We start from the raw sequence: 12,793 nt of genomic DNA on the forward strand, positions 1-12,793 counted from the left end.
TTCACTCCTTTCATATTGATTTAAAGGCCGGATTCCACCAGAACCCGGCCTTTTTCAGCTCTATTAAACTATTTCATATTCTGTAACATTGCGATCAATGACGCGTGCACCCTTAACAGAAGCATAATTTCCGTTTGTTGAAGTAAAAACTCCGGAAGCAATCATTTCCTCCATTGCTTGTTTCACTACTGCTTCTTCAATTGGCTCTTTCGGACTTTCAATCGTTAAACGAGCCGGTTTACCAAAGTCGGTCACAAATTCTAACTCTAATGTTTTAGCCATTTTCTTCACCTCCTATCTTATTTGTATTTTTTGATTACGCTAGTAAATCAGAATTGTCGATTCTCTCAATATTTCTGAGAGTATCTCCTGACAAACCGATAATGGCCTGCGCTGCTTGTAACATTTGATCTGGAGTCGCAGATTTGTGGATATTGCTGAAAGTCTTCGCCTTCAGCAGTGGTTTTCCATCGTCATCCATTCCCACCTGAAAAACCAACCGTAATTTCGATGTTGCTATAACTGCTTGTGCCATCGTGATCACCTCCTTTCACCCTTTATATATAGAAATGTGGGCAATAAGGACATGGCCATGGAAAAAAATAATTATCATTTTCATATGGAATGACCGAAAAACTTAGGTAGGGGTGTTTTTCTAATGAAATGTTTATGGATTGAATAGAGCAGGTAGAAACATAATGTAAATAAAGCTAGGAAATGGGATAAGATAAAAAGGAGAAGCATTGAAAAGAAGCCCCCCTCTCTGTAAACATTTCAATCCAAACCAGGAGAAGGACGAAAAGGGTTTAAGACAGATGAAACTCCATTGAAATATAGCTGAAGTGACAATATGATACAGCCGAAAATTCCCAAACTAATACGTTTAAAACAACAGGGAGGTTATCATCTATGAAAAAGGCATTTGAGAAAGCTCAGCAATTTGGGAAATCGTTTATGCTTCCCATCGCCGTATTACCAGCAGCTGGTTTGTTATTGGGAATTGGCGGAGCCCTTTCGAATCCAAATACGGTTTCAGCTTATCCGTTTTTAGATATCACATGGCTTCAGGCCATCTTTACAATCATGAGTGCTGCAGGGAGTATCGTGTTTGCAAACTTGCCGATTATCTTTGCTGTAGGGGTTGCGATTGGTTTAGCGCGTTCAGATAAAGGAACGGCGGGACTGGCAGCAATGATTGGTTATTTTGTTATGAACAGTACTATTGGTGCTTTACTCAGCTTGACTGGAAAACTAGCGGAAGATAATTTAGCTGGGGCAGGTCAGGGGATGTCAGTTGGGATTCAGACGTTAGAAACCGGTGTATTCGGCGGGATTATTATCGGGATTGTAGCTGCAGCCTTGCATAATAAATACAATAAAATTCAGCTGCCCCAAGTGTTAGGCTTCTTTGGGGGCTCTCGATTTATTCCAATCGTGGTTTCCTTTGCTTCGATTTTTGTCGGAGCAGTATTATTTGTGATTTGGCCTTTTTTCCAAATGTTTATTAATCAGTTAGGAAATCTCGTTACAGGTACTGGCGAAATTGGTACCCTCTTATTTGGGTTTATTCTACGTATGCTTGGACCAATGGGCTTGCATCATATTTTCTATTTGCCATTTTGGCAAACGGCTCTTGGTGGGACGATGGAAATTGGCGGTAAGTTAATTAGTGGTACACAAAATATCTTCTTTGCTCAATTGGCGGATCCTTCAACGACCCAGTATTACGAAGGGGTATCTAGATTTATGTCAGGCCGCTTCATCACCATGATGTTCGGTTTACCAGGTGCTGCTTTAGCGATTTATCATTGTGCGAAAAAGGAAAATAAAAAAGCAGTAGCGGGAATTCTTTTATCCGCTGCATTAACTTCATTCTTAACAGGGATAACGGAGCCGCTAGAATTTAGTTTCTTATTTGTGGCACCACTATTATATCTCGTTCATTCTATTTTTGACGGATTTGCGTTTATGATGGCAGATATTTTCAATGTCACGGTAGGACAAACCTTCTCTGGCGGATTCATTGATTTTATTCTTTTTGGAATTCTTCAGGGTGTTGATAAAACAAACTGGCCATATGTATTAGTTGTCGGGATTCCTTGGTTCTTCCTATATTATTTCACCTTTAAATTCTTAATTCGTTGGAAGAACTTCAAAGTGATTGGCCGAGAAGACAAGGAAGAAAAGGCCGCAGCACAAGTTTCCGCAACAGATCGGGCGAAAACAATTGTTGAGGGATTAGGTGGAAGCGAAAACATAGAGATTGTTGACTGCTGTGCGACCCGTCTTCGTGTTACGATTAAGAACGAAAACTTGGTTCAGGAAGATGTGATTAAACAGACAGGTTCAAAAGGAATCGTGAAAGCGGGGACAGGTGTGCAAATTATCTACGGACCTCAAGTGACGATTGTGAAAAACGAAGTCGAAGAGTATTTAGGACATTAATTTCTATAGTAAAGGAGTGGTTTGCTTGCAACAAGTGTTAGAACAGATTAAAAAAGGTTTAATTGTTTCCTGCCAGGCTTTAGAAGGGGAGCCTTTGCATAGTTCTTTCATTATGGGGAGAATGGCACTAGCGGCAAAAGAAGGCGGAGCGGTTGGCATCCGTGCCAACTCTGTCGCGGATATTATTGAAATTAAAAAACAAGTCAACTTGCCTGTGATAGGCATCATAAAAAAAGTATACGATGACCATCCAGTATTTATTACGCCTACGATGAAGGAAATTGATGACTTGGCTGAAACACATTGCGAAATTATCGCGACAGATGCAACAAACCGCACGCGCCCAGATGGTAGTGATTTGGAGACATTCTATAAGGAAGTGCGCTCCAAGTATCCTCATCTGTTATTAATGGCTGACGTTTCTACAGTCGAAGAAGCGATGTTTGCCGATGAGTTAGGCTTTGATTTTGTTGCACCGACTTTATATGGCTATACGCCAGAAACAAATGGCTTGACAATCGACGACCATGATTATGCAGTCATAAGCCAAATTGTAAAGGTAGTGAGAAACGCAAAGGTATTAGCAGAGGGCAATGTGTCAACTCCAGAGATTGCTAAGTCCGTGTTAGATATTGGTGTCCATGCAGTGGTTGTTGGTGGAGCCATTACAAGACCACAGTTAATTACGAAGAAGTTTGCTAATGCTTTGAAAAACTAAATCTTTCATTTGAAAATGACCCTAGAAATCACAATTCTTAGGGTTGTTTTTTCTGAGGATTGATACGTCGGAGTGTGATAGAAGCCGGGGTGAATATAAAAGAGACCAGCTGCTATCAAGCTGGTCTCTTGCTGTTTAGATAAGCTGTGCCACTTTTTCCTCAAAGTATACATTCATTAGCTTTTCTAGTTGGATTGAAAGGCTCACATATTCGGAACTATTAGGACCTGTTCGGCTATATAATTCAAGTTGCTTTATCTTAAGATTAACAATGTCCATTAGAAGTTTCGTATTTTCCTTGTGATTAAGTTTTTTTGCTTCCATCATACACCTCATGTATTTTTTTGATAGTGGTTCGGAAGGCATGAATCTGAGTATGTTTTAATATATTTTTTCCTAAACCTTCACGATAGTAGCATAGTTCCACATTGTTGTGAACGGGCATTTGAAAAGTAGAAAAATTGAAAAAAAGGTAAATGATTTTAATATATTGTTATGTTGTATTTACCCTTCAACAATGCTTTGATTCGTAACAGTGAGGGACGATAACACGTTATCGTATAATAGCATCAAAATGGTAAAAGATTTGGTCCCACTGAAGCAGTAAAACGCGAAGTACCTTCTAATTCTACTGTTCAACATTCCGTCAAAACATTTCAAACAAACTGTGAACTTAGCACTATGTCTATGTTATTAACCATCAATTTCCAATATAGTATAAGTGTAGAGAACAAGTTAGATATGAAAGGCGGAATGACTTATGTTTAACAAATTTTTAAGAGAAAACAACATCTCAGCAGCGATCTTAACTATTATTCGTTTATACCTTGGCTACGCTTGGTTTACAGCAGGTATTCATAAAATCACAGGTGGATTCGACGCTTCCGGTTACCTAAAAAATGCAGTAGCAAATCCAGTAAAAGGCCCAGATGGCAACATGGTTTACAGCTGGTATGTTAACTTCCTAGAAAGCTTTGCGTTACCAAATATTGATTTATTCAACTTCATCGTTCCTTGGGGCGAAGCACTAATCGGTTTAGGGCTTATACTTGGATGTTTAACAACAGCTGCTATGTTCTTTGGTCTAGTGATGAACTTCAGCTTCTTCTTAGCAGGAACCGTTTCTCATAACCCAACTGACATTTTCTTAGGCTTCATCATCTTAGCTGCAGGATTCAACGCAGGAAAATACGGTTTAGACCGCTGGGTAGTTCCATTCATCCGTAAAACCATCAACAAAAAATCTTCAAACAGCACAAAAGCAGCTGCATAAACAGCAGTGGTACAAAAAGACGATTCGATCCCCCTCGAATCGTCTTTTTGATGTTAAAACCTGCCAAACTATTCCAAATCATTAGGTGAAAAGAATCGTTTTATAAAAGAAAGGACAAAAAACGACATTTCTACTCGAAGATTATCGATGAACACCACAATACGTTGAAAGGGGGTGAAATCGTGCACTTCCGCCAATTTCTACTATCAGCACTAATGGTTGGAGCAGCGATTCTTTTTCCAGACAACGCTTTTGCTGAGAATAATGAACTTGCTTCTCAAAAGGGACAAGCTCATCCTTCTGAAAAAAGTAATAATAACGCTGTAAAAATAAACGTCCCGGCAATAGCTGAACAAGTAAAACCGCTAGAAAAGACAGTGCCAAAACAAGAGGCTGTTCCAGAAAAAGCGGTAGTACCGAAACAAGCAGCTGTACCAGAAGAGGCTGTAGAACCGAAACAAGCTACTATACCAGAAAAAGCTGCAATACCTGAACATGCGCGTGTTAATCAGGCTGAAGCAAAACAGCCGCAAGCCAAAGGTAATCCTAACCAGGACATGTTAAAAAGTTTGCCAGATCAGGCAAGAGGGAATGGTAAGCCAGAAAAGACTGTAGAGGAAACAGGTCATGATAGAGCAGAAGCTGTGCAGAAAAAAAGGCAAATGTTACTAGAAAAGCTGGATCCTATATCTTCTTTTCAAACTACTGAAAAGAAAGTAGAGGTCGAAGAAGCGAAACGGGGTACAGTCGAACCTCAGGGGGAAGACTCAGCTATAACAAAATCAGTACCTGTCGAACATGTGCCGGAAAAAGTTCCGACCAGCAAGGAAGAGGTTTTTAAGCAGATGGTGAACCAAACCCAACGAAATAACAGTTCTGGAGGACAATCTCATGATCGGGTCATTCAGGGTTTAAATACTAGTAACTTGTTGGATAAATGGTTTGATTGGGATACCTACGTTGAAATGAAACTGATCCAGCCTTACCTTTCAAGGCTAGCCTTGATGAATACTCAATGGGTGAATGCTCCACCGGCACCACCGCCAGAAAAAGCTCCTTTATTAAAAAATGTAACCCGCAGCTAAATGCCACGGATCATGATAATAAAAGGAGCGAATTAAAAAATGAAACATTACTTAAACCCGAATAAAGTTGCTAAATCTTTTGTACTTGCAGGAGCATTATCGTTTGGAATTTTTGCTGGAGGTCATTTTACTGAGGCAGCAGGTCCAGATCACGCGAAGGCTGAAAAAAACGTTCAAGTGAAACAATCCAATAACGCAAAGGTTAATGTGAATGTTAAACCAGCTGTTCCAGCAGCACCAGCTGTACAGGCAAAGAATGAAGCAAGCGTACAAGTAAAGCCAAATGAAGAAAAAGCCAGCAAGTCACAGGCAAGCGTTCATGCAAGTGAGACGGCAAAATTGAATGCTGCCCCGAATTCAGCTGTTCATGGCAAGGGAGAACCAGCAGATGACGCGGCTGCGGAAGAAGTAGTCAAAGAAGAAGTGCCGGTAGAAGAACCACAAGTTGAAGTAACACCGGTCCTTGATCTTGCAACGGAAGTAACAACTGAGACTGAGGAAACAGAAGTGGATACGAATGCAGATTCTAAATCGGAAGAAGCAGTTGACGTTGATAATGATGTAGCTGCCAAAACGGAGGATGAGGATGAGGATGACTCGGCAAAAGACGAGGAAAAAGAAACAGATGCTGACTCCGACTCCGTTTTAAGAAATGAAGATGATGAAGATGAGGACGAAGACGAAGATTCCGAGAACATCGAATTTGAAACGGATGCAATTGTAAACACTGAAGATGATGAAGAAGCTGAAGTTGTTGAAGAAGAGGAAAAAGTAAACCCATCTGCAGCTAACAAAGCAAAGTCACAAGCTAGTGTAAAAGCAAGCGAAAATGCTAAGGAACATGCAGCAGCAAATTCAGCTGTCCATGCAGTAGCAGAAGATGTTATCGTTGAAGATGCTGTTGAAGTAGAAGCTGAAGTTGAATCTGAAGAGGCTGCAGAAGATGTAGTGGCTGATGCAGAAACAGAAACAGTTGATACTGAAACAGAAGATACTGAAGTTGTTGAAGAAGAGGCAGAAGTAACTGAAGTTGAAAAAGTAAACCCATCTGCAGCTAACAAAGCAAAGTCACAAGCTAGTGTTAATGCAAGCGAAAATGCTAAAGCACATGCAGCAGCCAATTCAGCTGTCCATGCAGTAGCAGAAGATGTTATTGTTGAAGACGCTGTTGAAGTAGAAGTTGGAGTTGAATCTGAAGAGGCTGCTGAAGAAGAAGTGGCTGATGCAGAAACAGTAATAGTTGATACTGAAACAGAAGAAGCTGAAGTTGTTGAAGAAGAGGCAGAAGTAACTGAGGTTGAAAAAGTAAACCCATCTGCAGCTAACAAAGCAAAGTCACAAGCTAGTGTAAAAGCAAGCGAAAATGCAAAAGCACATGCAGCTGCAAATTCAGCTGTCCATGCAGTAGCAGAAGAAGCTGTTGAAGTAGAAACTGGAGTCGAATCTGAAGAGGCTGCAGAAGATGTAGTGGCTGATGCAGAAACAGTAACAGTTGATACTGAAACAGAAGAAACTGAAGTTGTTGAAGAAGAGGCAGAAGTAACTAAGGCTGAAAAAGTAAACCTATCTGCAGCTAACAAAGCGAAATCTCAAGCTAGTGTAAATGCAAGCGAAAATGCTACAGCACATGCAGCAGACAATTCAGCAGTTTTAGCTGATGAAGAAGCGACGGAAGAAGTAACTGCTGAAGAAACGGTTGAAGCAGTAACTGAAGCGACGGAAGAGGCTATTAAATTGGAAACTGAAGTAACAGCAGTTATAGAAGAAGAAGCTGTTGCAGCTGAAACAAAATAATTGTTTACTATGCAAAGAGACCGAGGGATTTTTCCTTCGGTCTCTTTTTCTGCAAATTATCTTCTGTTGGAATGTTTAAATTAAGGAAAGAGACAGACGTCAGACAGGATGAAAAGAGGTTTTGGTTCCCATGATTGGTGAAAGGTTCGTGCTGAGGGAATCAAAAAGAGGTTTTGGTTCCCATGATTGGTGAAAGGTTCGTGGCGAGGGAATCAAAAAGAGGTTTTGGTTCCCAGATTGGTGAAAAGTTTATTCTGAGGGAATTAAAAAGAGGTTTTGATTCCCTTGAGTGCAAATAAGTTCAGGATATGGGAATCAAAATATTTTCCCATTCCCTTAAATATAAAAAGGCTCACCTCTTGATAAGGCGAGCTTAAACATACCGATCACGGCCAGACAACATTCCAAATATCATAACCACCACTGAAATAATAATAAGTGTAATGAGGGGGAGTGTCCACAATTGCGCTAAATCATATAAATAGCCAATAAATAATGGTCCAATTGCTGCCAGGATGTAACCTGTTGATTGGGTCATACCGGATAACTCAGCCGCTTGCTTTGCATTTCGAGCTCGAAGACCGATATAACTGAGAGCTAAGGGAAAGGCTCCTCCCAATGTTAATCCAATTAAGACAATACTTACGATTAAAATCGGATATGATGTGCCTAACAGTAATCCACTATAGCCAACCACTGAGCACATACTTAATCCGAATGCTAACCAAATTTGGGATTGAAACCGTCCTGCGAGGACTGGTATAAAGAAGCTGGCGGGTAAACCTACTAGTTGGGTAAAGGATAGCATCCATCCAGCAGTTTCCATACTCATTCCTTGACTATGTAAGATTTCAGGTAGCCACGAAATTGTTACGTAAAATAAAAATGACTGAAACCCCATAAATATGGCAATTTGCCAAGCAAGAGGTGTACGCCACATTTTTGAGTTTGTACCCGTCTGCTGTTTTAAAACTTTATGATCCTTTGAACTACTTTTGTGAAGACTGACCCACATGAGGATTGCCACTACCGCAGGAATCACCCATACGATTTGGGCTCCTTGCCAGCCAAGGTTTAAATTTATAGCTAAAGGTACACTAATTCCAGATGCTAACGATGCGACCAGTCCCATCGATGTTGAATAGACGCTTGTCATTAAACCGAATTTGTGAGGGAATTTATCCTTGACAATGGCCGGTAAAAGAACATTTCCAATGGCAATCCCTAAACCTGCCAACAGGGTTCCCGCAAAAAGGAAGAAAGTCGTCGGAATTGACCGAATGGAGATTCCAATTATAAGAGCTGTTAAGCCAATAATTAAGGTACGTTCATTTGTCAGCAGAATGGCAATTCTAGGAACAAGGGGAGACATGACAGCGAAAACTACTAATGGCAAACTCATCAATAAACCGGCACTCCAATGGGCGAGGCCAACATCTTCCTGAATCATACCAACCAGTGGCCCTAATGATGTAATCGCTGGGCGTAAATTAAAGGCTACAAGGACAATCCCTGCAATAAAAAGATATATGTAAGTTGATTTTGTTTTTGCTTTTGACTCTAATAACTCCAAAAAAGTAACTCCTCTCTATAAACCAAACTTTCTAAAGTATAGCATAACCATTTGTTGAGAGTGTGAATAAAGGTAGTTAAAAATGCTGTTCAAAAATCCGTCAAATCATTTCAAACAAACTGTGAACTTAACACTATACCCATGTTATTAACCAGCAAAATCCAATATAGTGTAAGTATAAAGAACAAGTTAATTTTGAAAGGCGGAATGACTTATGTTTAACACCTTTTTAAGAGAAAATAGAATCTCAGCAGCTATTTTAACAATCATTCGTTTATACCTTGGATACGCTTGGTTCACAGCAGGATACGGGAAACTCACAGGCGGATTTGACGCTTCAGGATATTTAAAAAATGCGGTAGCAAATCCAGTTAAAGGTCCAGATGGCAGCATGGTGTACAGCTGGTATGTTAACTTTTTAGAAAGCTTTGCGTTACCAAACATTGATGTCTTCAACTTCATCGTTCCTTGGGGTGAACTATTAATCGGTTTAGGTCTTATGCTTGGATGTTTAACAACTGCAGCCATATTCTTTGGACTTGTGATGAACTTCAGCTTCTTCCTAGCAGGAACAGTTTCTCATAACCCAACAGACATTTTCCTGGGCTTCGTCATCTTGACTGCAGGGTTCAACGCAGGACGTTACGGTTTAGATTACTGGGTGGTTCCATTCATCCGTAAAACCATCAACAAAAAATCTACAAACAACGCAAAAGCAACTGCCTAATAGGCAGTACATGTACGGCGGTTCGGTAACCCGGACCGCCGTTTTTACTAATTTTTTCTATTACGTAAAAAACAATCTATCTGCTCTATTTCTATAGTAAAATAGCACTATGTACTGGATGTGTGTAAGATTGATGGACATAGGGTGTTCAGTATCATAAGAGCATGTATTTTTACGATAGGAGTAATAAGAGATGTATGATCAGTTAAATAAATGGTTAGGCAATCCTATCTTTTTTCGATTTGGATTTATTATTATCCTTTTACTTAGTGTGACTTTTCACTACATTCATTTTCATGAGGACCATTTATACCTTTTATTTATTCTTGCCACTATCTTTTTAGGAATCGGCTATTACGATAAGTCCGCTTGGTTTTTAGTATCAGTGACGACATTAATTGTCATATGCAGGTTTATACCGGAACCAGACTTTACCACCCTTTTATCTTTCCTTATTCTTGAGGTTTGTTATTTGATTATCATGTTTATTTCGGTTTCTTTAATGAAAAGCAATCAAAAAATTAAAGAAGATGAGCTAGAGACCATTTTAGCTCTTACGAAGGCTTTAGATTCAAGGGACACTTACACCTCTAATCATTCTCAAAATGTAGCTTTTTACGCTAGAGAAATCGCGAAAGAAATGAAATTATCGAAACATGAAATTGAAACAGTATACAAAGGGAGTTTATTACATGATATTGGAAAGATTGGAATCCCTGAAGATATATTGTTGAAACCTGGTAAATTATCCCTCGAGGAATATACCATCATAAAAAGACATCCAGTTATCGGTTATGAAATGATCAAACACGTTTCAGATTTTAATAAAGATGGTATTCTTGACATCGTTTTATATCACCACGAGCGTTATGATGGGAATGGTTATCCAAAAGGATTAAAAGGAGAGGAAATACCATTCGTTTCTAGAATTATAGCGATTGCTGATTCTTTTGACGCCATGACATCAAAACGCGTTTATCGGAAGGAAACCGATTTAGAATCTACCCTAAAAGAGATTCGAAAAAGTAAAGGATCGCATTTTGATCCTGAAATTACCGATGTTTTTCTAAGCCTCTTTAAGAATGAAGAGAAAAAAATAGCCATTATAAATCAAATGAAATCTTATAATGATCGTGCTAAAAGCAGCAGCCTTTCCACTTGGGTAGGTTAAGTAAAAAAGGATGATGAGAGAGATGAACTATAAAGGTAGAATCGTTACATCCTTATTAGTTTTCGTAATAAATTTAATCGATATTGTGATTAATTTTTTATTAGATGGTTCTGTGAATTGGATTGAGTATATTGAATTACCACTATTGCTTCCAATTGCTTGGTGGATTGGGAAGCAATATGATAAAGCAAAGTTTTATTCTGAAAATGACCCGCTAACTGGAATATATAATAGAAGATATGTTGAATCTGCTTTTGCAGCGATTAAAACTAGATCAGAACAGAAAGATCAACGTTTTGCTATTCTGCTCCTCGATGTAAATGACTTTAAATCAGTCAATGATCGTTTTGGACATAAAACCGGAGATGAGTTTTTAATTCTTATCACAAACCAATTGAAGAAAAGTGTCAGGAAAACAGACATAGTTGCCCGCTGGGGCGGGGATGAGTTTTTAATACTTTCGCCGGATATACAGCATAAGGAAGATTTGGATAGTCTGCTTGCCAATATCCATCAGCATTTGAAACAGCTGTCATGTAATGAAATAAACATAAGTGTTTCTATCGGTTCAGCACATTACCCAAACGATGGGAAATGTTTTGATGATCTATTAAAAATAGCTGATAAAAATATGTATCAAATAAAATCACAAAAAAAGCTAAGAGGCACGGTGGGGTAGTTCGTGCATCTTAGCTTTTTTTCTTTTGTAGTGGCTTTCAAAAATTTCATATTTCTCGGCAAATATACTATGCTAAATTTAGAAGAGGAAAAAACTATTGTTAGGGAATGATTGGATGAAGTTTATGTTTAAAAAGTTCATGTACATTCTGTTTAGTATCGCCCTTGTTATCAGCTTAAGTGCTTGTAACGTACAAAACTCTGATGCGGAAAAGGACCAAATTGAGTCCATGACAATGGAGGAAAAGGTCGGACAAATGCTCATGTTTGGGCTTGAAGAGGACCATCTAACCGATAAAACCATTAAATTTATTCAGGATCATCATATTGGCGGGATGATATTATTTAGAGAAAATATTAATAATGCAAATCAATTAGTTCAATTAACTAATCAGATCAAAGAAATTAATTCTGAGACAAGTAAGCTTCCCATCTTTATTTCGGTTGATGAAGAGGGTGGACTCGTTTCTCGGATGCCGCCAGAAATAAAGAATCTACCGAAAAGTGCAGTCATTGGGAACGTCAATAGTAAGAAAATTGCAGACCAAGTTGGGGTGGCAATTGGTGAGAGGGTCGGTGCATTTGGTTTTAATATGACGATGGCCCCGGTGTTGGATATTAACAGTAATCCTAATAATCCTGTTATTGGTGAAAGATCCTTTGGGAATAACGAAAAGGTTGTCACCGAAATGGGGTTAGCAGAAATGAAGGGCATACAGGGGAAGAATGTCATTCCTGTCATCAAACATTTTCCTGGTCATGGCGATACAGATGTTGATTCTCATAAAGGCTTGCCTGTTATCGAACACGACTTAGACAGGTTAACAAGTTTAGAATTCATCCCATTTCAAAAAGCCATTGAACAAGATGCAGATATGGTAATGGCCGCCCATATTTTACTTCCAAAAATTGATCAAAACTATCCCTCTTCGTTATCTAGAGAAGTTATTACAGGTCTTTTAAAGGAGCAGATAAAGTTTAAGGGAGTCGTGATTACGGACGATTTGACCATGGGAGCTATCTTAAAAAACTATGAGATTGGGGATGCCGCTGTCAAAGCTATACAGGCTGGAAATGATATTGTTTTAGTTTGTCATGGCTATGAGAATCAGGAAAAGGTGCTGCGTGCTGTTCTAAATGCAGTTCAAAATGGTGATATCTCTGAAAAGCAAATCAATGATAGTGTTTATCGAATTTTATCGTTAAAGGAAAAATACCAGCTTAATGATGAACCGATTGATGCTGTTGATATTAATAAAATTAATGAGTCATCAGAAAAAATAGAACAAGCTATTAACAATATAGATTAGGCAGTGTGCTTCAATGACA

Annotated in this window: 13 protein-coding genes; 9 read left to right on the forward strand and 4 right to left on the reverse strand. The window is 38.9% G+C overall.

Going from position 1 to position 12,793, the window contains the following annotated elements; translation table 11 throughout:
* Positions 1–63 precede the first annotated feature (63 nt).
* Both V7108_RS14980 and V7108_RS14985 read right to left on the reverse strand, forming a co-directional pair.
* Entirely contained in the window at positions 64–282 is a 219-nt protein-coding gene (locus V7108_RS14980; RefSeq protein ID WP_335511199.1) for a DUF2922 domain-containing protein, read from the reverse strand.
* A 34-nt stretch (positions 283–316) separates the two neighbouring features.
* Entirely contained in the window at positions 317–535 is a 219-nt protein-coding gene (locus tag V7108_RS14985; RefSeq protein WP_335511200.1) for a DUF1659 domain-containing protein, read from the reverse strand.
* Positions 536–909: 374 nt separating this feature from the next.
* Between V7108_RS14985 and V7108_RS14990 the strand changes: the two genes are divergently transcribed.
* Complete coding sequence (locus tag V7108_RS14990; protein WP_335568668.1) at positions 910–2,445, forward strand: maltose/glucose-specific PTS transporter subunit IIC; 1,536 nt, start codon at positions 910–912, stop codon at positions 2,443–2,445.
* Positions 2,446–2,470: 25 nt separating this feature from the next.
* Positions 2,471–3,163: an N-acetylmannosamine-6-phosphate 2-epimerase gene (locus tag V7108_RS14995; RefSeq protein WP_335568669.1), complete on the forward strand. Its 693-nt coding sequence runs from the start codon at positions 2,471–2,473 to the stop codon at positions 3,161–3,163.
* A 135-nt stretch (positions 3,164–3,298) separates the two neighbouring features.
* On the opposite strand, the gene V7108_RS15000 is transcribed toward V7108_RS14995, so the two are convergent.
* Complete coding sequence (locus V7108_RS15000; protein ID WP_335511206.1) at positions 3,299–3,487, reverse strand: hypothetical protein; 189 nt, start codon at positions 3,485–3,487, stop codon at positions 3,299–3,301.
* Positions 3,488–3,923: 436 nt separating this feature from the next.
* Here V7108_RS15000 and V7108_RS15005 point away from each other — a divergent pair, with 436 nt between their 5' ends.
* The 3 genes from V7108_RS15005 (at position 3,924) to V7108_RS15015 (ending at position 7,315) form a co-directional block, all read left to right on the forward strand.
* The gene (locus tag V7108_RS15005) at positions 3,924–4,436 is read left to right on the forward strand and encodes a DoxX family protein (protein WP_335511208.1); all 513 of its coding nucleotides are present in this window, start codon (positions 3,924–3,926) and stop codon (positions 4,434–4,436) included.
* A 182-nt stretch (positions 4,437–4,618) separates the two neighbouring features.
* Positions 4,619–5,521, forward strand: coding sequence for a hypothetical protein (locus tag V7108_RS15010; protein ID WP_335568670.1), 903 nt, complete (start codon positions 4,619–4,621; stop codon positions 5,519–5,521).
* A 39-nt stretch (positions 5,522–5,560) separates the two neighbouring features.
* On the forward strand, positions 5,561–7,315 hold the full coding sequence (locus tag V7108_RS15015; protein ID WP_335568671.1) for a hypothetical protein: 1,755 nt from the start codon (positions 5,561–5,563) through the stop codon (positions 7,313–7,315).
* A gap of 373 nt (positions 7,316–7,688) precedes the next feature.
* Here V7108_RS15015 and V7108_RS15020 read toward each other — a convergent pair whose 3' ends face one another.
* Positions 7,689–8,888 carry a CynX/NimT family MFS transporter gene (locus V7108_RS15020; protein WP_335509239.1) on the reverse strand — a complete coding sequence of 400 codons (1,200 nt, stop codon included), beginning with the start codon at positions 8,886–8,888 and terminating at the stop codon, positions 7,689–7,691.
* 214 nt (positions 8,889–9,102) lie between these two features.
* Here V7108_RS15020 and V7108_RS15025 point away from each other — a divergent pair, with 214 nt between their 5' ends.
* From V7108_RS15025 to nagZ, 4 genes are all read left to right on the forward strand, one after another.
* A complete protein-coding gene (locus tag V7108_RS15025) occupies positions 9,103–9,615 on the forward strand; it encodes a DoxX family membrane protein (RefSeq protein ID WP_335568672.1) in 513 nt (170 codons plus the stop codon).
* A gap of 193 nt (positions 9,616–9,808) precedes the next feature.
* Positions 9,809–10,786 carry an HD-GYP domain-containing protein gene (locus V7108_RS15030; RefSeq protein ID WP_335568673.1) on the forward strand — a complete coding sequence of 326 codons (978 nt, stop codon included), beginning with the start codon at positions 9,809–9,811 and terminating at the stop codon, positions 10,784–10,786.
* Between the two features lie 22 nt (positions 10,787–10,808).
* Positions 10,809–11,465 carry a GGDEF domain-containing protein gene (locus tag V7108_RS15035; protein ID WP_335568674.1) on the forward strand — a complete coding sequence of 219 codons (657 nt, stop codon included), beginning with the start codon at positions 10,809–10,811 and terminating at the stop codon, positions 11,463–11,465.
* Positions 11,466–11,589: 124 nt separating this feature from the next.
* The gene (gene nagZ, locus V7108_RS15040) at positions 11,590–12,774 is read left to right on the forward strand and encodes a beta-N-acetylhexosaminidase (protein ID WP_335568675.1); all 1,185 of its coding nucleotides are present in this window, start codon (positions 11,590–11,592) and stop codon (positions 12,772–12,774) included.
* The last annotated feature ends 19 nt before the right edge of the window (positions 12,775–12,793 follow it).

It is taken from the genome of Neobacillus vireti (assembly GCF_036962345.1).
GTDB classification, from domain to species: Bacteria; Bacillota; Bacilli; order Bacillales; family Cytobacillaceae; genus Neobacillus; species Neobacillus vireti_A.

Coding starts and splice junctions, on each gene's coding strand:
- V7108_RS14980 (WP_335511199.1), bottom strand. CDS start 282: ATGGCTAAAACATTAGAGTTAGAATTTGTGACCGACTTTGGTAAACCG.
- V7108_RS14985 (WP_335511200.1), bottom strand. CDS start 535: ATGGCACAAGCAGTTATAGCAACATCGAAATTACGGTTGGTTTTTCAG.
- V7108_RS14990 (WP_335568668.1), top strand. CDS start 910: ATGAAAAAGGCATTTGAGAAAGCTCAGCAATTTGGGAAATCGTTTATG.
- V7108_RS15000 (WP_335511206.1), bottom strand. CDS start 3,487: ATGGAAGCAAAAAAACTTAATCACAAGGAAAATACGAAACTTCTAATG.
- V7108_RS15005 (WP_335511208.1), top strand. CDS start 3,924: ATGTTTAACAAATTTTTAAGAGAAAACAACATCTCAGCAGCGATCTTA.
- V7108_RS15015 (WP_335568671.1), top strand. CDS start 5,561: ATGAAACATTACTTAAACCCGAATAAAGTTGCTAAATCTTTTGTACTT.
- V7108_RS15025 (WP_335568672.1), top strand. CDS start 9,103: ATGTTTAACACCTTTTTAAGAGAAAATAGAATCTCAGCAGCTATTTTA.
- V7108_RS15030 (WP_335568673.1), top strand. CDS start 9,809: ATGTATGATCAGTTAAATAAATGGTTAGGCAATCCTATCTTTTTTCGA.
- V7108_RS15035 (WP_335568674.1), top strand. CDS start 10,809: ATGAACTATAAAGGTAGAATCGTTACATCCTTATTAGTTTTCGTAATA.
- nagZ (WP_335568675.1), top strand. CDS start 11,590: ATGTTTAAAAAGTTCATGTACATTCTGTTTAGTATCGCCCTTGTTATC.